The 18,966-nt window shown below is 60.9% G+C and carries 15 protein-coding genes; 3 read left to right on the top strand and 12 right to left on the bottom strand.

The annotated features are described in order from the left end of the window. Positions 1-169: 169 nt before the first annotated feature. The 4 genes from I6G90_RS17215 to rluD form a co-directional block, all read right to left on the bottom strand. On the bottom strand, positions 170-994 hold the full coding sequence (locus I6G90_RS17215; RefSeq protein WP_197928474.1) for an MBL fold metallo-hydrolase: 825 nt from the start codon (positions 992-994) through the stop codon (positions 170-172). Positions 995-1,054: 60 nt separating this feature from the next. Further along, complete coding sequence (gene clpB, locus I6G90_RS17210) at positions 1,055-3,628, bottom strand: ATP-dependent chaperone ClpB (protein WP_042657301.1); 2,574 nt, start codon at positions 3,626-3,628, stop codon at positions 1,055-1,057. Positions 3,629-3,828: 200 nt separating this feature from the next. Continuing rightward, the gene (gene pgeF, locus I6G90_RS17205; protein ID WP_197928473.1) at positions 3,829-4,566 is read right to left on the bottom strand and encodes a peptidoglycan editing factor PgeF; all 738 of its coding nucleotides are present in this window, start codon (positions 4,564-4,566) and stop codon (positions 3,829-3,831) included. Between the two features lie 109 nt (positions 4,567-4,675). After that, on the bottom strand, positions 4,676-5,656 hold the full coding sequence (rluD, locus tag I6G90_RS17200; RefSeq protein ID WP_042657303.1) for a 23S rRNA pseudouridine(1911/1915/1917) synthase RluD: 981 nt from the start codon (positions 5,654-5,656) through the stop codon (positions 4,676-4,678). A gap of 117 nt (positions 5,657-5,773) precedes the next feature. Between rluD and I6G90_RS17195 the strand changes: the two genes are divergently transcribed. Beyond that, positions 5,774-6,529, top strand: a complete 756-nt coding sequence (locus I6G90_RS17195; RefSeq protein WP_042082907.1) for an outer membrane protein assembly factor BamD — start codon at positions 5,774-5,776, stop codon at positions 6,527-6,529. 145 nt (positions 6,530-6,674) lie between these two features. Here I6G90_RS17195 and I6G90_RS17190 read toward each other — a convergent pair whose 3' ends face one another. From I6G90_RS17190 to yqhD, 8 genes are all read right to left on the bottom strand, one after another. Continuing rightward, entirely contained in the window at positions 6,675-8,003 is a 1,329-nt protein-coding gene (locus I6G90_RS17190; protein ID WP_197928472.1) for a CoA-disulfide reductase, read from the bottom strand. A gap of 98 nt (positions 8,004-8,101) precedes the next feature. Continuing rightward, complete coding sequence (locus I6G90_RS17185) at positions 8,102-9,502, bottom strand: L-cystine transporter (RefSeq protein ID WP_042063787.1); 1,401 nt, start codon at positions 9,500-9,502, stop codon at positions 8,102-8,104. Positions 9,503-9,635: 133 nt separating this feature from the next. Next, positions 9,636-10,937: an L-cysteine desulfidase family protein gene (locus I6G90_RS17180; protein ID WP_197928471.1), complete on the bottom strand. Its 1,302-nt coding sequence runs from the start codon at positions 10,935-10,937 to the stop codon at positions 9,636-9,638. A 21-nt stretch (positions 10,938-10,958) separates the two neighbouring features. Beyond that, positions 10,959-11,627, bottom strand: a complete 669-nt coding sequence (locus tag I6G90_RS17175; protein WP_197928469.1) for a helix-turn-helix transcriptional regulator — start codon at positions 11,625-11,627, stop codon at positions 10,959-10,961. 148 nt (positions 11,628-11,775) lie between these two features. Next, positions 11,776-12,552 carry a substrate-binding periplasmic protein gene (locus I6G90_RS17170; protein ID WP_197928467.1) on the bottom strand — a complete coding sequence of 259 codons (777 nt, stop codon included), beginning with the start codon at positions 12,550-12,552 and terminating at the stop codon, positions 11,776-11,778. A gap of 98 nt (positions 12,553-12,650) precedes the next feature. Next, positions 12,651-14,135 carry a Re/Si-specific NAD(P)(+) transhydrogenase subunit beta gene (pntB, locus tag I6G90_RS17165; protein WP_075111904.1) on the bottom strand — a complete coding sequence of 495 codons (1,485 nt, stop codon included), beginning with the start codon at positions 14,133-14,135 and terminating at the stop codon, positions 12,651-12,653. 11 nt (positions 14,136-14,146) lie between these two features. Next, positions 14,147-15,673 (bottom strand): Re/Si-specific NAD(P)(+) transhydrogenase subunit alpha, encoded by a 1,527-nt coding sequence (gene pntA / locus I6G90_RS17160; RefSeq protein ID WP_197928465.1) that lies wholly within the window; start codon positions 15,671-15,673, stop codon positions 14,147-14,149. Between the two features lie 507 nt (positions 15,674-16,180). Next, on the bottom strand, positions 16,181-17,344 hold the full coding sequence (gene yqhD, locus I6G90_RS17155; protein ID WP_197928463.1) for an alcohol dehydrogenase: 1,164 nt from the start codon (positions 17,342-17,344) through the stop codon (positions 16,181-16,183). A 157-nt stretch (positions 17,345-17,501) separates the two neighbouring features. On the opposite strand from yqhD, the gene I6G90_RS17150 reads away from it, so the two are divergent. After that, a complete protein-coding gene (locus I6G90_RS17150; protein WP_042657309.1) occupies positions 17,502-18,404 on the top strand; it encodes an AraC family transcriptional regulator in 903 nt (300 codons plus the stop codon). Between the two features lie 17 nt (positions 18,405-18,421). After that, the gene (locus I6G90_RS17145; protein ID WP_197928461.1) at positions 18,422-18,934 is read left to right on the top strand and encodes a lipocalin family protein; all 513 of its coding nucleotides are present in this window, start codon (positions 18,422-18,424) and stop codon (positions 18,932-18,934) included. The last annotated feature ends 32 nt before the right edge of the window (positions 18,935-18,966 follow it).

Raw genomic sequence — 18,966 nt, 5'->3', positions numbered from 1 at the left:
AAGGTGTGTGGCGGTGCGGACTGAACGAGCGCAGTCCGGACATGCTGTAAGCCGTGTGGCCATCCCTGATGGCCCGCGGCGAAACCGGGGCTTGCCCCTGCGACCCGCTCAACCCACGCAAGGTCGCGTCACGACATTCCTCCCGGCAATCTTCGGATTGCCGTTTTTTTTACGCCGAAAACCGGTGCTCGAAACCGGCGCCAATCTGACGCTGGCGCGGCAACCCCGCCTTTCTGCTGCCGGTGCAGTGGCAGGCAAACAACTGCGCCACCGCCTCTTCCTGCAGATAGGTGCCGAGCACCTCCGCCCGCTGTGGGCCGGAAAACTTAAGATGCAGGCCGCCGATGACGACGTGGATCCGCTCGTCACCACACACCTCTTTGGCCCACTCGATGATGTTCTCGACCCCGGAGTGACCACAGCCGATGAAGACAATCAGCCCCTGCTCGCTCTTGTAGGCCAGCGCCGAGTCGTCGCTGATAAGGTCTTTCTCCACCCGCCCACCCCGCACTATGTAGCCAAGCAGGGAAGGCGCAGCCCGGTCGCGCCGCACAATGCTGCCGAGGAACACCAGACGATCCGAGAGCCACACCGGCTCGGCCGAACAGTGGGGGAGCAAGCCTTTGGCAGCTAGCGACTCTCGCCCCAGCGCACCCGAGAGGCGATAGAGGTTGCGCCGCCAGAAAGGAAGCGGCAGAAAATAGCCCCGCTCGCAAAACACATCCGGGCAGGCGATAAGAGGAATAGCTGGTGAGTAGAGGGGTAGCGAACCAATACCGCCCACATGGTCGTAATGACCGTGGGAGAGCACCACGTGAGTGAGCGAGGAGAGATCGATCCCCATCACCTCGGCGTTGTGGCGCAGCGCCCGGCCACGACCGCTGTCAAACAGCACCCTGAGACCGTCACACTCCAGCAATAACGACAGCCCCTTTTCGGGCAGGCAGCCGGGTAGATGAACATCATCATCCACCAGCACGGAAAACTTCAGCATCTCAATCCCTCAGAAAACAAAACGCAGGCACCAAGCCTGCGTTTTTCGTCGGCAACCCGGTTACTGGGTCATAGTGAGGCCGTTGCTGTCGGCCCCCAGCAGCAGTTTTTTGCCCGGCACGATGCGACCGGAGAGCAGGGCCTGCGCCAGCGGGTTTTCCACCTTGTGCTGGATCGCCCGTTTGAGAGGCCGCGCCCCGTAGACGGGGTCGAACCCGGCATGCACCAGCTTCTCGAGCAGCGCTTCGCTCACCTCCACCTCGTAACCCTGAGCCTCCAGTCGGCCCATCAGGCTCTTGAGCTGGATGCGGGCGATGGACTTGATGTGATCCTCGCCGAGCGGGTGGAACACCACCGTCTCGTCGATCCGGTTGATAAACTCCGGCCGGAAGCTGCGGGTCAGCACCTCCATCAGCATGGCCTTCATCTCGTCGTAATCCTTCTCGGAGTGGTGCTCCTGAATCAGATCCGACCCGAGGTTGGAGGTCATGATCACCACCGAGTTGCGGAAATCGACGGTACGACCCTGACCATCGGTCAGGCGGCCATCATCGAGCACCTGCAACAGGATGTTGAACACATCCGGGTGCGCCTTCTCCACTTCGTCCAGCAGGATCACCGAGTAGGGGCGACGGCGTACCGCCTCGGTCAGATAACCGCCCTCCTCGTAACCCACATATCCGGGAGGCGCCCCCACCAGACGGGCCACGCTGTGTTTCTCCATGAACTCGGACATATCGATACGCACCATGGCATCCTGGGTATCAAACAGGAACTCCGCCAGCGCCTTGCATAGCTCGGTTTTGCCCACCCCGGTGGGCCCCAGGAACAGGAAGGAGCCGATGGGTCGGTTCGGATCGGAGAGACCGGCACGGGAGCGGCGAATGGCGTTGGAGACCGCTTCGACCGCCTCCTCCTGGCCAATCACCCGGCTGTGCAGCTGCTCTTCCATCCGCAGCAGCTTGTCGCGCTCCCCTTCCAGCATGCGGGCCACCGGAATACCGGTCCAGCGGGCCAGCACGTCGGCAATCTCCACGTCGGTGACCCGGTTGCGCAGCAGGCTGGTCTCTTGCATCTCAGCCTGAGTGGCGAGATCCAGCTGTTTTTCCAGCTCGGGGATACGGCCATATTGCAGCTCGGACATCCGGCCCAGATCCCCGGCGCGGCGCGCCACATCGAGATCCTGACGGGCCTGCTCGAGGGCCGCCTTGATGTGCTGGGTGCCGGCGAGGGCAGCCTTCTCGGCCTTCCACACTTCGTCCAGCTCGTTGTATTCCCGATCTTTTTCGCCAATCTCCTGATTGATCAGCTCCAGACGCTTGCGGCTGGCATCGTCGTCCTCCTTCATCAGCGCCTGCTGCTCCAGCTTGAGCTGGATGATGCGCCGCTCGAGACGATCGAGCGCCTCCGGCTTGGAGTCGATCTGCAACCGGATGCTGGCCGCCGCCTCGTCAATGAGGTCGATAGCCTTGTCCGGCAACTGGCGATCCGCGATATAGCGGTGCGACAGCTGGGCCGCCGCCACGATGGCAGGGTCGGTGATCTGCACATGGTGGTGCAGCTCGTAACGCTCTTTCAGGCCGCGCAGGATGGCGATGGTGTCCTCCACGCTCGGCTCTTCCACCAGCACCTTCTGGAAACGGCGCTCGAGGGCCGCATCCTTCTCGATGTACTGACGGTACTCATCCAGCGTGGTGGCGCCGACGCAGTGCAGGTCGCCACGGGCCAGCGCAGGCTTGAGCATGTTGCCCGCATCCATGGCCCCTTCGCCTTTGCCAGCGCCAACCATGGTGTGCAGCTCGTCGATAAAGAGGATGACGTTGCCCTCCTCCTTGGCGAGATCGTTCAATACGGCTTTCAGCCGTTCTTCAAACTCGCCGCGATACTTGGCACCGGCTACCAGCGCCCCCATATCGAGGGAGAGCACCCGCTTGTTCTTCAGCCCTTCCGGCACTTCACCGTTGATGATGCGCTGGGCCAGCCCCTCGACGATGGCGGTTTTACCGACACCGGGCGCACCGATCAGCACCGGGTTGTTTTTGGTGCGGCGTTGCAGCACCTGAATGGTGCGGCGGATCTCGTCATCACGGCCGATCACCGGGTCGAGCTTGCCGATCTCGGCCCGCTCGGTCAGGTCGATGGTGTATTTCTCCAGCGCCTGACGGTTCTCCTCGGCGTTGGCATCCTCCACCTTCTTGCCGCCACGCACCTTGTCGATGGCCGCTTCCAGTTTCTCTTTGGTCAGCCCCTGGGCACGCAGCAGCTCGCCCAGGTTGCCCTTCTCGTCGAGGGCCGCCAGTACGAACAGCTCGGATGAGATGAACTGATCCTTGCGCTGCTGGGCCAGTTTGTCGCAGACGTTGAGCAGGCGACCGAGGCCGTTGGAGAGCTGTACATCCCCCTCCACCCCGCTCACCTTGGGCAGGCGATCGAGCTCCTCGCCGAGGCGGGAGCGCAAAGAGTTGATATCCAGCCCGGTCAGGGTGAGCAGCGGACGGATGGAGCCGCCATCCTGATTGACCAGCGCGGTCATCAGATGAACGGGTTCGATAAATTGGTGGTCACGACCCAGTGCCAAAGACTGGGCATCAGAAATAGCAATCTGGAATTTGCTGGTCAGGCGATCGAGGCGCATTGCACTCCCCCTTTCAAGACGGACGCCGCTTGCGCGGCAAACAACATAACTTTCTGAGATGAAAGATGAGGCCCGTACGGGCTATTTCAAGGGCATGGACTGGTTATTTTTTCTGCAAAGCGGGGAGAAGGCAGGATCCCCGCCTCTCTCATACGGATTTGCTCTTGAGAGAGACGGGGTATTACTTGGCGGGTAATTGCTTAGCGGGCCAACCAGATGAGGGAGGCCATGCGACCGGTCTGACCATCGCGGCGATAGGAATAAAACTGTTCGCTATCGCTGAAGGTGCAGTGCTCGCCGCCATAGACAGCATTCACCCCGGCGCGAGCCAGCCGCAGCCGCGCCAACCGGTAGATATCCGCCAGCCATTTCCCCTCGTTGGACGAAGGCACGAAGGCAGCAGCCGCTTCGGCCTGCTCCGCCATAAAAGCCTCGCGCACCTCGCCACCCACTTCAAACGCGGTGGGGCCGATGGCCGGGCCGAGCCAGGCCAGGATCTCGCCCGGCTCGCAACCCATGGCGGCGATGCTCGCCTCCAGCACCCCCTCTTTCAACCCACGCCAGCCAGCATGGGCGGCGGCCACCACTGTGCCTGCCCGATCGCAGAACAGCACCGGCAGACAGTCGGCGGTCATCACGATGCAGGCCAGCTGTGCCTCATGGGCGCAGGCCGCATCGGCATCCGGCGCCTGCTGATAATGGCTGCTGACCGGATGAACCACGGTGCCGTGCACCTGATTGAGCCAGTTAAGGGGCCCCGGGATGGCGGCCGCCTGCTGCAGCCGGGCGCGATTGGCCTCAACCAGCGCCGGTTCATCCCCCACGTGAGCACCCAGATTGAGGCCAGCAAAGACCCCGTCACTGACACCGCCATCCCGGGTGGTCGACAAGGCTCTGACGTTGGCAGGTGCAGGCCAATCGGGTTCGATCCATTTCATCTGTGACTCCTTCAATTCACCGCTATAAAAACGGGGCTCCTGCAAGGGAACCCCGTTTGGCATCTCTTCGGGCCGGATGGCGGCAGAAACCGACGCAGGCCCTATTGCATCAGTTCCAGACCAAATCGTCCGGATTGGCGATAGTATCCGCACGCAGCACTTCCATCAGATCCACCATGTCCTGTGGTGTCTCTGAGTGCCACTGCATCACTTCACCCGTGATGGGGTGCGCCAGTTGCAGCATGGTCGCATGCAGCGCCTGACGATTGAAGCTACGCAGCATCTGGGTCAGCTCCGGTGTCGCGTTGCGCAGCAGGCGCAGACGACCACCATAAGCGGGATCGCCCACCAGCGGGTGCTTGATGTGCGCCATGTGGACACGGATCTGGTGAGTACGACCGGTTTCCAGACGCAGACGCAGACGGGTGTGGCCACGGAACTTCTCGTGCACCCGGTAGTGAGTCACGGAAGGACGGCCATTGGGCACCACAGCCATATGGGTACGCTGGGTCGGGTGACGGCCGATGGGCGCATCAACTGTGCCACCTGCGGTCATGTGACCGATGGCAATCGCTTCGTACTCACGGGTGATCTGGCGCGCCTGCAGCGCTTCCACCAGATGGGTCTGGGCGGGTACTGTCTTGGCAACCACCATCAGACCTGTGGTGTCTTTATCCAGACGGTGCACGATACCGGCGCGGGGCACCTCGGCAATGCCGGGGTAGCGGTGCAGCAGGGCGTTGAGGATGGTGCCATCGGGCGTGCCTGCGCCCGGGTGAACCACCAGTCCGGCCGGTTTGTCGATCACCAGAATGTGTTCATCTTCATAAACGATGTTGAGCTCTATCTCCTGGGCATCCCAGCGGGTATCGGCTTCCAGCTCGACATTCACATGCACCTGTTGCCCGGCCAGAATTTTCTCGCGCGGGGTGTTGGCAACCTGACCGTCCAGGGTCACTCTGTCCTGTAAAATCCACTCCTTGATGCGGGTGCGGGAGTAGTCTGGAAACAATTCGGCCAGGGCCTGGTCGAGTCGCTGCCCGAATTGGTGATCCTGGAATTCGCCTGTCAGTTCAATATGCTGGCTCATGTATGGTCTCTTGAGCGGGGGGTATCAATTCGAAATAATCCGGGTATTCTAGCTTTTCTTTTAGCCAAGCATAACGGATACTTTGCCAATTTCGTGGAAATGGACCGGATGTTGTTGATGGGAAAGAAGTCTCACCTGCTGATGTCGCTCGCCTTGGTCGCTACCTTGATCACAGGCTGTTCCAGCACCAAACCCAAGGTACCCGACGAACCGCCGGAGACCCTGTACCAGAAAGCACGCCTCAAACTGGACGTTGGCAATTACGTGCAAGCCACTGAATTGCTTGAGGCTTTGGACTCTCGCTACCCGTTCGGCGCCTACTCCAACCAGGTGCAGCTTGACCTCATCTATGCCTATTACAAGCAGGATGATACCGCTCAGGCGATCGCCAATATCGACCGTTTTATCCGCCTAAATCCGGCGCATAAAAATATCGATTACGTCTTCTATATGCGCGGCCTGACCAACATGGCAGCGGATTACAACTTCTTCCAGAGCCTGTTCGGCATCGATCGGGACGACAAAGACCCGGCTTATGCCCGTCAGGCATTCCAGGACTTCAAGACCCTGCTGCAGAACTACCCCAACAGCGTCTATGCCGCCGATGCCCGCGCCCGCATGATTGGCCTGAAGAATCGTCTGGCCAGATATGACCTGAGCGTGGCCGAGTATTACGTGAAGCGTGATGCACTGGTCGCGGCCGCCAACCGGGCCAAGCTGCTTGTCGAAACCTACCCCGACACAGCCGAAACCGAGAAAGCGCTGGAGATCATGGTCGAGTCTTACGACACGCTGAAGATGCCGCAGCTGGCCAAGCATGCCCGCGAAGTGCTGGCCAAGAACTTCCCGGAGAACCGCCTCGGCCGTGGCTGAGTGATACGGGTCAACCGGTAACAAAAAACCGATGCCTTGGCATCGGTTTTTTTATCGCTGCAATTTAGCCACTGATATTACCCGCAGAGGCTCTGCAGAGCTGTATCAGCGTGACAGCGCCCTCCCTGCGCCGTCATCACAGCTCTTACTTCGCGACGTTGCCCGCCACGTTCAGGGCATCCCAGGTGCGGGAGAAGGGCGGCGCGTAGGCAAAGTCCAGCATGCCGAGCTGCTCGGTGGTCACTCCCATGGTGATGGCCACCGCCAGCGCGTCGATGCGGTGTACCGCCCCCTTGCGACCGAGGATCTGGCCACCCAGCAGCCGCTTGCTGCCCGCCTCATAGACCAGTTTGACGTGAATGTCTGACTGGCCCGGGCAATAGTTAGTGTGGCACTTGTCCTTGATCACCACGGTGCGATAGTCGATACCCATCGCCTTGGCTTCCTGCTCGGAGAGACCGGTACGGCCCGCCTCCAGCCCCAGCACCTTGAGTGCCGCAGAGCCGAGAGTGCCCGGGAACGTCTGCTCGGCCCCCGCCAGGTTCTCACCCACCATGCGACCCAGCTTGTTGGCTATGGTGGCGAGCGGCACATAGACCTGCTGCTGCTTCACGCTGTGCCAGACGCTGGCACAGTCACCGGCTGACCAGACGTTGGCCAGCGAGCTGCGTCCCTGACGGTCCACATTGATGGCGCCGTTGCCGAGTCGCTCGATGCCGGTGTCGGCCAGAAACTCGGTGTTGGGCTTGACCCCGGTGCAGACCACCACGATATCGGCCTCGTACTCGCCCTGGCTGGTTCGCACGCCGGTCACCCGGCCATCCCCCAGCAGCGCTTCAACTCGCTCACCCAGATGGAGAGAGACGCCCTGCTCGCGCAGTTCAGTTTCGATGTGCTGGGTGATCTCGCCATCAAATGCATCGGGGATGACCCGATCCGCCAGCTCAATGAGACGCACCTCTTTGCCCTGATGCACCAGCGCCTCGACCACCTCCAACCCGATAAAGCCGGAGCCGATCACCACGGCGCGACGATTGTTCTTGTCTTGCACCGCCGCTTTGAGCGCCAGTCCATCGGCCATCCGGCGCAGACCGAATACCCCTTGCTGCTGCAAACCGGGGATGGGGGGCATCACTTCGCGGGCACCGGTGGCGATCATCAGCCGATCGTAACGATCGGTGAAGGTGTCGCCGTTATGTTCCACCTGCAGGGTCTGGGCAGTTGCGTCAACGCTCAGCACCCGATGACCAATCTTGACCTCGATCCCCTTGGCGGCGAACTGCTCGGGGGTGAACTCGGCCATGTAGCCGGGCTCCTGAAACTCGTCACCGACGAAGTAAGGCAGGCCGCAGGCACCGAAGGAGATCACCTCGGAGGCCTCATAAACGACGATCTCGGCCTCTTTGGCCAGACGGCGTGCCTTGGCCGCCGCGCTCATACCAGCGGCTTCGCCACCGATGATCAGAATTCTCATTGTTTTTTCCTCTCAATGGCGCAGGGAGGGCATGCCCTCCCTGCGGTCTATGACGGGAAAGGGTCACCCCTTTCCACGCCCAGATCAACCGACGCAAATCAGACGGTGGACTCTTCGCCGTCCAGACTCACTTCGTGATCGCTGTTGAACACATGCATGTCGGTCTCGCCCATCAGGCGGCTGGTGACAGTCCCTGCAGTGATGGATCCGGAGACGTTCAGGGCGGTACGGCCCATGTCGATCAGCGGCTCGATGGAGATGAGCAGACCGGCCAGCGCCACCGGGAAGTCCAGTGCGGAGAGCACGATCAGCGCGGCAAAGGTGGCGCCGCCGCCAATCCCGGCTACCCCGAAGGAGCTGACGGTGATGATGGCGATCAGGGTCATGATGAAGCCGGGATCCATCGGGTTGACCCCGACGGTCGGGGCAATCATCACCGCCAGCATGGCCGGATAGATACCGGCGCAGCCGTTCTGGCCGATGGTGGAACCGAAGGAGGCGGCGAAGTTGGCGATCCCCTCCGGAATACCCAGCGACTTGGTCTGGGTCTGCACGTTCATCGGGATGGAGCCCGCACTGGTGCGCGAGGTGAAGGCAAACGCCAGCACCGGGGTGATCTTCTTGAGGAAGCGGGCGGGGTTGATGCCGACCATGCTCACCAGCAGCAGGTGTACCGCGAACATCAGCGCGATAGCACCGTAAGAGGCCATCACAAAACTGAGCAGGTTGATGATGTCAGCGTAGTTGGAACCGGAGACCACCTTGGTCATCAGCGCCAGTACGCCGAACGGGGTCAGGCGCAGCACCAGGGTCACCATGCGCATCACGATGGCATGGGCCACGGCCACGAAGTGGCTGAAGCTGGCGAAGATCTCCGGCTTCTTGCGGGCGATGCCGGTGGCAGAAAGGCCGATGAAGATGGAGAAGATCACCACGGCGATGGTGGAGGTCTTGCGCGCGCCAGTCATGTCGAGGAAGGGGTTGGCCGGAATAAACTCCAGCATCATCTTGGCAAACGACATGCTCTCGACGCTGCCAAGGGTGGTCTGCAGCGCGGCGCCACGGGCGCTTTCGGCGGCACCGGAGGTGAGCCCTTCAGCGGTCAGGCCAAACAGGTTGGACATCAGGATGCCCGCCCCGGCGGCGATGGCGGTGGTGAAGATCAGCACGCCGATGGTCATGGCACTGATCTTGCCCAGCGCAGTGCCGCCATTGAGCTTGAGGATGGCACCTATGATGGAGACCATGATCAGCGGGATGATAATCATCTGCAGCAGCTTCACATAGCCGCCGCCCACGATATCCAGATAGTCGATGGTCTGGACAATAACCGGCGAACCGGCGCCATAGAGCAGTTGCAATGCGGCGCCGAACAGAATACCGAGCCCCAGACCGGCAAATACCCGGCGGGTGAAGCTCACATGTTTTTCCTGTAACCGGTAGAGAAAGAACAGCAAGATGGCGGCGATGGCCAGATTGCCGATAACGCTAAATGTCATGGTATGACTCCCCAAAAAGCGGGCTTGCGCCCGAGAAACAAGAGCAAGCGCCATGCTTGCCCTGGCAACCGTGTCAGACGGTCTGCGCCGTCGTGACAAGAACAAGGGGGTCTATCGCCCCCTTGTCACACATTCACTGCTTCTGCTGTTTCGCTCGCATGATGTTGATGATTTCGATGTCGGTATCCAGCATCCCCTCCTTGGAGAGGCGACCCAGATTGGCAATAGTCTCGTCCACGTCATCGGAGACGATCCCCTCGCTCTGGGGGACATGCAGGTTGTTAATGGCCATCAGGGAAGACTTCACCGCCGCCGAGGTGGAGGTGGATACCTTCATGGAGCAGGCGCTGCCCGCGCCATCGCAGATGATGCCGGAGACATCGCCAATCATGTTGTTGATGCAGTGGCTGATCTGCTGATACTGGCCGCCCAGCAGCCAGGTGATGGCGGCACCGGAGCCCATGGCGGCGGTGCTGGCGGCGCAGAGGGCCGACAGCTTGTTCTGGTAAGTCTTGATGTAGATGGCCACCAGATGGCTCATTACCAGCGCCCGGGTCAGCTGCTCGTCGCTCGCCTTGAGGAAGCGGGCGGCGGCGACCACCGGCATGGTGGCAGCAATGCCCTGATTGCCGGAACCGGAGTTGGACATGGCGGGCAGCATGGCGCCATCCATCCGTGCATCTGAGGCGGCGGAGGAGAGGCGCATTGCCAACGTCATCAGGTCATCGGAGAGCAGCTTGCGCTCCACCTGTTCGGTGAGGATCTTGCCGATCTGCAGGCCGTAACCCTGCAACCCTTCATCTGCCAGCGCCTGATTCATGGTGGCGGCCTCGCGGATAAAGTCGATCTCCGCCAGCGGCACTTGCAATGCAAAATCGACGATCTCCCGCAGGGTCATGGTCGGTTTGGCGGATTTGGCGGGCTGGATCTGCACGCCGGGGGCATTGTTCTGCTCCATCAGCACCTCGCCATCCTTCTCCATCAGGATGATGCGGGTGTGGTCGGTGCAGATCACCACCCGGGCGCTATGGCCCTCCACCTCGGCCAGCACCTCGGCGTAGAGCACGTCCGGCACATCCTTCACATCCACCACAATGCAGTGCAGCAACGCCTTGGCCGCCTCGACTTGGGCCGGGGTGAGAGTCTTGAGCACCTCCAGCCCGGCATCGGGATTGCCGCCGGTGATGCCGACCGCAGCCGCCACCGGCAGGCCGATCATGCCGGTACCCGGCACCCCGACTCCCATGCCGTTCTTGAACAGATTGCCACTGACCCAGACGCTGATGCGCGTCGGATCCTGCCCCAGCAGCTTGCGGCAGTTGGCCGCCGCCAGCGCCACCGACATCGGCTCGGTGCAGCCCAGGGCCGGTACCACTTCACGCTTGAGCAGGGTAATAAAGTCGGTCCATTGTGCTTTCATTGCAGTGTTTCTCATGTTCAGGGTGCCCGCAGGCAGTTATTGCTTGTTCAGATCCGCCTTGTGATTGCGGATGTGCAAATAGACGGTGTGACGGGAGATGCCGAGCATCCGGGCAACCAGCTGGGCCGCCTCCTTGATCTCGAAAATCCCCATGTCGTAGAGCCGGGTCACTATCTCCTTGTTGCGCACCGAGCTGGAGAGCGAACTATCCTGATCCACCTTCTCAATCACTTGAGCCACCAGATCGTCAACCGAGCTGGCAAAGGTCTCGTTGTTGAGCGGCGCCGGTGCCGCAGGCAGCGTAAAGGTATCGAGCAGGCTGCCAAGGGAGGTATCCAGACTGAAGTTCACACAGAGCATGCCGATGGGCTTGCCCTGCCGGTTGCTGATGGTGACGGAAGAGGACTTCATCAGTGCCCCGTCACGGGTGCGGGTGAAGTAGCTGCTCCACTGGCTGCCCGCCACTCCCTGCAAGCGATTGAGGGCAAAGTCGGTAACCGGTGCCCCCTCCCGACGCCCTGTCACATGGCCGTTGGCAATCTTGATGACCGATGCATCCAGCGAGTCAAAGGCATGCAGCACCACCTCGCAGCCACTGCCAAACAGGGCCGCCAGTGCCTCGACGGCGGGCTCGAAACTGGCGATCAGATGACGTTCTTCGTCCGTTAACAAATTGATGTTGTCTGTGGTGGCTGCTGTGGACATATATGAGTGACTTTGAGTAAACCGCAGTTGATTCTACTATCAACAAGATAAACTAATGTTGAGCGGTATCCCCTTTTTGCATGCCATTATGCCCACCTTTTAACAAAGTGCGACAATTTGTGAAGTCGCGCACAGACGGCGCGATGACTCAGAGGTGATAGCGAGCCAGCAGCTGCCGATAGGCGGGCGTCTGCTTGAATGCTTTGAGCGCGGAGGAGAACTGGATGGCCAGCTGATCGTGGCCAGGCTTGCGGGTAAAACCCAGGAAGTTGCGGTTGTCGTCGGTCAACAGGCGGCTACCATTGAGCACCTGATCCTGCAGCCCCTGGGTACGCAGCAGATAACGACCGACCCGCTCGTTGAGCACCACCCCGTCCAGCCTGCCAGCCATCATCAGGTGCAACTGCTTGATCATGTTGCCATCGCCGGTCATGGCAACCCGGATGACCCCCTTATCGGCCAGAAAATCAGGGCTGTAGGCATAGTCAGCCTGAACGCCGATCCGCAGCCCCTTGAGGTCGGAGAGTTGCTCGAATTTCACCGGGCGATCAGCTGGATAGAAGAGCACCTCGCCGCTGTGAGAGAGCGGCTCTTCGGGATAGTGGAGCCACTGCTGGCGAGCCTCGATATAGAAGACATCGAGCACAGCATCCCCTTGCTTGAGACGAGCCTGCTGCAATACCCGCTTCCAGGGCAGCACCCTCACCTCGGTGCGATAGCCCAGTTGCAGCAACACGGCGCGGGCCAGCTCGAGATCGGCCCCCACCAGCTCGCCATTGTCACTGCGCATGACATAGGGAGGCCACAGCTCGGTCAGTATGGTCAGGGTCGGGGGCTCGTCCGCCAGCGCGCTGCCGCCCAACACCAGCGAGGCCAATAGCCAGCCGCCTTGCCACCCCCGTCGCCACATTCGCTGCCAATCCATGGGCATATCTCCATACCGCCATGGTTTGAGAGTATACAATCCGGGGGTAATAAAAAAGGAGGCCGAAGCCTCCTTGTTATGCGATACCTGACAGGCACTTACAGTGCCTTGAGGATCGCCTCGACGCTGGCCTTGGCATCGCCAAACAGCATCTGGGTATTCTCTTTGAAGAACAGCGGGTTCTGGACACCGGCGTAGCCAGTGTTCATGGAGCGCTTGAAGCCGATGACGTTCTGCGCTTTCCACACTTCCAGTACCGGCATCCCGGCGATCGGGCTGCCCGGATCTTCCATCGCAGCCGGGTTGACGGTGTCGTTGGCACCGATCACCAGCACGGTGTCGGTATCGGCGAAGTCGTCGTTGATCTCGTCCATTTCCAGAACTATGTCATACGGGACTTTCGCTTCCGCCAGCAGCACGTTCATGTGGCCTGGCAGACGACCGGCAACCGGGTGGATACCGAAGCGCACCTTGACGCCGCGATCACGCAGCTTCTGGGTGATTTCAGCCACCGGATACTGGGCCTGTGCCACCGCCATGCCGTAGCCCGGGGTGATGATGACGGAGCTGGAGTTCTTCAGCAGGTCAGCCACTTCCTCGGCGCTGGTTTCGCGGTATTCGCCCATCTCCTGATCAGCCGTGGAGGCCACGCCGTCGGAGCCGAAGCCACCGGCGATCACCGAGATGAAGGAGCGGTTCATCGCCTTGCACATGATGTAAGAGAGGATCGCACCGGAGGAACCTACCAGCGCACCCACCACGATCAGCAGGTCGTTGGAGAGCATAAAGCCCGCCGCCGCCGCCGCCCAACCGGAGTAGGAGTTCAGCATGGAGACCACCACCGGCATGTCGGCGCCACCGATGGAGGCCACCAGATGCCAGCCGAAGGCGAAGGCGATCAGGGTCATCACCAGCAGAGCGAAGGTAGAGCCGCCCGCGTTGACGAAGTAGACCATCAGCGCCAGAGACGCGACCACGGCCAGCAGGTTCAGCTTGTGGCGGTGCGGCAGCATCAGCGGCTTGGAGGAGATCAGACCGCGCAGTTTGCCGAAGGCAACCACGGAACCGGTGAAGGTCACGGCACCGATGAAGACGCCCAGGAAGATCTCGACCAGGTGGATGTTCAGCATGGCGCCGGAGAGGTGCTCGACCTGGGCGACGCTGGCCGCCTGTTCGAACGCCGCACGGGCGGCTGCCAGAGTGGCATCCAGGTTGGAACCGACGGAGACCACCACCTCAGCAGGAGCAGACGGGTGCAGATCGATGAAGCTGTTGAAGCCCACCAGCACTGCCGCCATACCCACGAAGCTGTGCAGCACGGCCACCAGCTCGGGCATCTCGGTCATCTCGACCTTGAGTGCCAGACGCACGCCGATGGCACCGCCGATCACCATGGCCAGGATGATCCAGTGTACGCCACTGGTCTCCGGGTTGAATACGGTGGCGAGCAGGGCGATAGCCATACCCGCGATACCGAACAGGTTGCCATGCTTGGCCGTCTCTTGCTTCGACAGTCCCGCGAGACTGAGGATGAAGAGCACGGCGGCAACGATATAGGATGCTGTTACCAGTCCTTGAGACACGTTAAACCCCCTTAATCCTTACGGAACATCTTCAGCATGCGCTGAGTGACGGTGAAACCGCCGAAGATGTTGATACTGGCAATCAGCACGGCGACGAACGCCAGCACGGTGACCAGGGTCGACCCTTGCCCGATCTGCAGCAGGGCACCGACCACGATAATGCCGGAGATGGCATTGGTGACCGACATCAGCGGCGTATGCAGGGCATGCGAAACGTTCCACACCACGTAGTAACCGACCACACAGGCCAGGATGAATACGGTGAAATGGGAGAGGAAGGCAGCCGGGGCAACGGACGCAATCCAGCCGAAGGCGGCGATGCCGAGGGCACCGAACACGAACTTCTTGTTGGAAGGCTTGGCCGCTTCTTTCTTGGCGGCCGGTTTGGCGGCAGCCGGTTTCTGCGGGGCGGCAGAGACGGAGATGGCGGGCGGCGGGAAGGTCACTTCACCGGCCTGGATCACCGTCATGTTGCGCTGAACCACGTCTTCGAAGTTGATGGCAACGTTGCCGTCCTTCTCCTTGCACATCAGCTTCATCAGGTTGACCAGGTTGGTACCGTAGAGCTGGGAGGATTGGGCAGGCAGACGACCCGGCAGATCGGTATAACCGATCACCTTGACGCCGTTGGCGGTGACATGCAGTTCACCCGGCACTGTGTATTCGCAGTTGCCGCCAGCCTGAGCGGCCATGTCCACGATGACGGAGCCCGGCTTCATGCTGTCCACCATCTCTTTGGTGATCAGTTTGGGAGCTGGCTTGCCCGGGATCAGAGCGGTGGTGATGATGATGTCCACCTCTTTGGCCTGCTGGGCGAACAGCTCCATCTCGGCCTTGATGAACTCTTCGCTCATCACTTTGGCATAACCATCGCTGGAGGCGCCGTCTTCGCCGCCGAAGTCCAGTTTGAGGAATTCCCCACCCATGGATTCGATCTGCTCGGCTACTTCCAGACGGGTATCGAACGCACGCACGATGGCGCCGAGGGAACCGGCCGTACCGATGGCGGCCAGACCGGCGACACCGGCACCGATCACCAGCACCTTGGCAGGCGGCACTTTACCGGCTGCGGTGATTTGACCGGTGAAGAAGCGACCGAACTGGTGCGCAGCTTCAACCACGGCGCGATAGCCACCGATGTTGGCCATGGAGGAGAGGGCATCGAGGGACTGGGCACGGGAGATCCGCGGCACCATATCCATCGCCATCACATTGATGTTGCGCTCGGACAGCTTCTTGACCAGCTCAGGGTTCTGGGCAGGCCAAATGAAGCTCACCAGAGTGGCACCATCTTTAATTTGTGCGATCTCGGCATCGGTCGGCGCATTGACCTTGAAGATAAGGTCGGCTTGCCAGACATTCGGCACCACGCTGGCACCGGCAGCCTCGAAGGCGGCATCATCGAAGCTGGCCAACTGGCCTGCGCCGGACTCGATGGCGACCTCGAAGCCGAGCTTTTTCAGCTGCTCGACGGTAGCCGGGGTCGCTGCGACCCGGGTCTCACCGGCGAGACTCTCTCTCGGTATTCCAATCTGCATGACTATTCCCTGATGGTTAATAAACAATCGCTGCCCAGTGTCTCACTTCTGACGAAACAAGACATGACCAAAGTGCAGGTCCAGGGCTCTTTGTTATGAAAATCAGTAGGCTTTACCTCAACCTCCTGTCATGGTCAGGCCCCCGCTTTTCAGGCGCGAAGGTGATTAGTATCAAATTTTGGAGTTTTATTACAACCGCAGTCCCGACGGCACTCGTACAGAATTCAGCCCATCCCTGGCTACGATTAAAAAAAACAAACCAAATTAGAGGCTTATACCAGTAAAAACGGCTGAAAAAAGTGATCCAACCAGTCAAAAAAAATGTTTTACCGGCCCTCTATCTTAGCGTTTTTTGTTCTTACGAAATCCGCTTTCGTCTCACTTCTCGCAGCGAAACGCCGAAAAGTAACATTTTCCCAACAAAAGCGGGGCCACTCAGCCGCCAGATGGCGGGAGAGGGCCCCGACAATTCAATCGTTTCGCCCGTGTGGCGCCGATTGGCGGCCCTTACCAGGCCGCTTCATAAATATGCTGGCTCTGCACCAGATCGATATCGCTGTGCTCGCCCAGACGGGTCATGCCGTGCTCACCCAACTTGCCGATCAGGGTATCGATACCGAGATCTTTGAGGCCGTAGTCACGCAAGCGGGTCTTGACCCCCATCCGCTCGAAGAAGTCGCGGGTCGCAGCGATGGCATCGTCGATGCGCTCCGCTTCGCTGCCGTTGCGCAGACCCCACACCCGCTCTGCGTATTGCAGCAGCTTGGCATGCTTCTGTTTGCGCTTGGCCTGCAACAGGGCGGGCAGTACCGCCGCCAGGGTCTGGGCGTGGTCGAGGCCATGCAGGGCAGTCAGCTCGTGACCCAGCATGTGGGTGGCCCAATCCTGCGGCACACCGGCACCGATCAGACCGTTCAACGCCATGGTGGCGCTCCACATGATGTTGGCGCGCACCTCGTAGTTGTGCGGCTCGGCCAGCGCCTTGGGGCCCTCTTCGATCAGGGTCAGCAGCAAGCCTTCGGCGAAACGATCCTGCACCTTGGCATTGACCGGATAGGTGAGGTACTGCTCCACGGTATGGACGAAAGCATCCACCACCCCGTTCGCCACCTGACGCTCGGGCAGGGTGTAGGTGAGCACCGGATCCAGCACGGCGAAGCGCGGCATCACCAACGGCGAGAAGAAGTGCACCTTGTCGCCACTGCTGCGACGGGTGATGACGGCGCCCATGTTCATTTCGGAGCCGGTTGCCGGCAGGGTCAGCACTGAACCCAGAGGGATGGCGGAACGCACTTCGCTGCCCACGGTCTCGAGAATGTGCCAAGGCTCTTTGGCCAGATCGTAGTGCGCGGCAGCGGCGATAAACTTGGTGCCATCGAGCACTGAGCCGCCGCCGACGGCGAGCAGGAAGTCGACCCGCTCGGCACGGGCCAGCTCCACGGCACCCATCAGGGTCTCGTAGGCCGGGTTCGGCTCGATGCCGCCAAATTCAAACAGGGTCATGCCAGCCAGTTCGCTGCGGATCTGCTCCAGCAGGCCGCTGCGTATCACGCTGCCGCCGCCGTAGGTGATCATGACGCGGGCATCGCTCGGGAGCTGCTCACGCAGCTGGGCGATCTGCCCTTGGCCAAACAGGATCTTGGTCGGGGTATGGAGCGTAAAGTTGTTCATCGACATTGCCTTCTTCTGATAGTCAGGGCGGCCAGGCCGCGAAATCGTGATTGCATTTTTCTCCAGAACCACCCTACCATCAAGACAACATCCTGCTTGATTCTTGCCTATTTCTACAAAGCAGCGAAAGCCGGAACAGTCGAATCAAAGAGCGCCCATGCCAAACCGTTACAGCGACCTCGCCGCCAGAGTGACCCGCCACGTCACCGCCCCCGGCATCACCCCCTCCCCGGTGGAGCAGGTGAATTTCATCTACACCACCGAGTACCACGGTCGTACCCCGGTGCTCTACCAGCCGCGGATGATCGTTATCCTGCAGGGGCACAAGGTGGGCTATCTGGCGGATCAGGTGTTTCGCTACGACCCCAACCACTACTTGCTGATGACTTTGCCGCTGCCCTGCGAGTGCGAGTGCTTCGCCTCCCCCGAGCAGCCGCTGATCGGTTTTACCATCGAGATCAACATGGTCACCCTGCAAGAACTGCTGCTGGAGCTGGGCGACGCCCTGCCCGCCCCCGCTCCGCAGAAGAGCGGCGTCCACTCGGTGCCCCTGTCGGAAGCGATGTTCTGCGCCGCCGAGCGGCTGATCGATTTGATGGACAACCCGCTGCACGCCAAGGTGCTGGGGCCGCAGACGGTGCGGGAGATGCTGTTTCACGCCCTCACCGAGGGGGGCGGCCCGGCGTTGCAAGCGCTCGCCAATCGCCACAACCATGTGGGCCAGATCGCCCGGGTGCTGCGTATGATAGAGTCCCGTTATGCCGACAACCTCACCATGGAGGAGCTGGCGCGGGAGGTGAACATGAGCGTTTCCGCCTTTCACCACCACTTCAAGGCGGTCACCGCCACCTCGCCGCTGCAGTACATCAAGTCGTTTAGGCTGCACAAGGCGCGGATGATGATGCTGCACGACGGCATCAAGGCGGGCACCGCGGCGGCCAGAGTCGGTTACGAGAGCAACTCCCAGTTCAGCCGGGAGTACAAGCGCTTCTTCGGCAGCACGCCGACGGATCAGGCCTCCCGCTTCCGGGATGGCCAGCTGCGCATCATCGAGGGATAACCAGAGAGGGATTACTTATGCGTTCACTGCTTTGCCTGTTCACCGCTTTGCTGCTGACGGCCTGTACCGGGATTGCCGACGGCATCCGTCCCGTCACCGGCTTCCAGCTCGACCGCTATCTCGGCACCTGGTACGAAATCGCCCGCCTCGACCACAGCTTCGAGCGGGGGCTGGAGCAGGTGAGCGCCACCTACAGCCTGCGCGATGATGGCGGCGTCAAGGTACTCAACCGCGGCAAGCAGAGCGATGGCAGCTGGCGCGAAGCCGAGGGCAAAGCCTACTTCATCGACAAGCCGGACGAGGCGCGGCTCAAGGTGAGCTTCTTCGGCCCCTTCTACGGCGGCTACAACGTCATCGACCTCGATCCCGACTACCAGCTATCGCTGGTGACCAGCTACAACCACGACTACCTCTGGATCCTCTCCCGCTCCCCCAATCCGCCCAAGGAGAAGGTGGACGCGCTGATCGCCAAGGCCAAGGGGCTGGGCTTTACTACCGACCAGCTGATTTGGGTCAAGCAGACCCCCTGAGCCTTCAGCGGTGGCGACCCCTTCGCCACCGC

The organism is Aeromonas allosaccharophila (assembly GCF_016026615.1).
GTDB lineage: Bacteria > Pseudomonadota > Gammaproteobacteria > Enterobacterales > Aeromonadaceae > Aeromonas > Aeromonas allosaccharophila.
Note: the sequence above shows the minus strand (reverse complement) of the source record. Positions and strands in the feature narration are given on the sequence as shown.

Coding starts and splice junctions, on each gene's coding strand:
- I6G90_RS17215 (WP_197928474.1), bottom strand. CDS start 994: ATGCTGAAGTTTTCCGTGCTGGTGGATGATGATGTTCATCTACCCGGC.
- clpB (WP_042657301.1), bottom strand. CDS start 3,628: ATGCGCCTCGATCGCCTGACCAGCAAATTCCAGATTGCTATTTCTGAT.
- pgeF (WP_197928473.1), bottom strand. CDS start 4,566: ATGAAATGGATCGAACCCGATTGGCCTGCACCTGCCAACGTCAGAGCC.
- rluD (WP_042657303.1), bottom strand. CDS start 5,656: ATGAGCCAGCATATTGAACTGACAGGCGAATTCCAGGATCACCAATTC.
- I6G90_RS17195 (WP_042082907.1), top strand. CDS start 5,774: ATGGGAAAGAAGTCTCACCTGCTGATGTCGCTCGCCTTGGTCGCTACC.
- I6G90_RS17190 (WP_197928472.1), bottom strand. CDS start 8,003: ATGAGAATTCTGATCATCGGTGGCGAAGCCGCTGGTATGAGCGCGGCG.
- I6G90_RS17185 (WP_042063787.1), bottom strand. CDS start 9,502: ATGACATTTAGCGTTATCGGCAATCTGGCCATCGCCGCCATCTTGCTG.
- I6G90_RS17180 (WP_197928471.1), bottom strand. CDS start 10,937: ATGAGAAACACTGCAATGAAAGCACAATGGACCGACTTTATTACCCTG.
- I6G90_RS17175 (WP_197928469.1), bottom strand. CDS start 11,627: ATGTCCACAGCAGCCACCACAGACAACATCAATTTGTTAACGGACGAA.
- I6G90_RS17170 (WP_197928467.1), bottom strand. CDS start 12,552: ATGGATTGGCAGCGAATGTGGCGACGGGGGTGGCAAGGCGGCTGGCTA.
- pntA (WP_197928465.1), bottom strand. CDS start 15,673: ATGCAGATTGGAATACCGAGAGAGAGTCTCGCCGGTGAGACCCGGGTC.
- yqhD (WP_197928463.1), bottom strand. CDS start 17,344: ATGAACAACTTTACGCTCCATACCCCGACCAAGATCCTGTTTGGCCAA.
- I6G90_RS17150 (WP_042657309.1), top strand. CDS start 17,502: ATGCCAAACCGTTACAGCGACCTCGCCGCCAGAGTGACCCGCCACGTC.
- I6G90_RS17145 (WP_197928461.1), top strand. CDS start 18,422: ATGCGTTCACTGCTTTGCCTGTTCACCGCTTTGCTGCTGACGGCCTGT.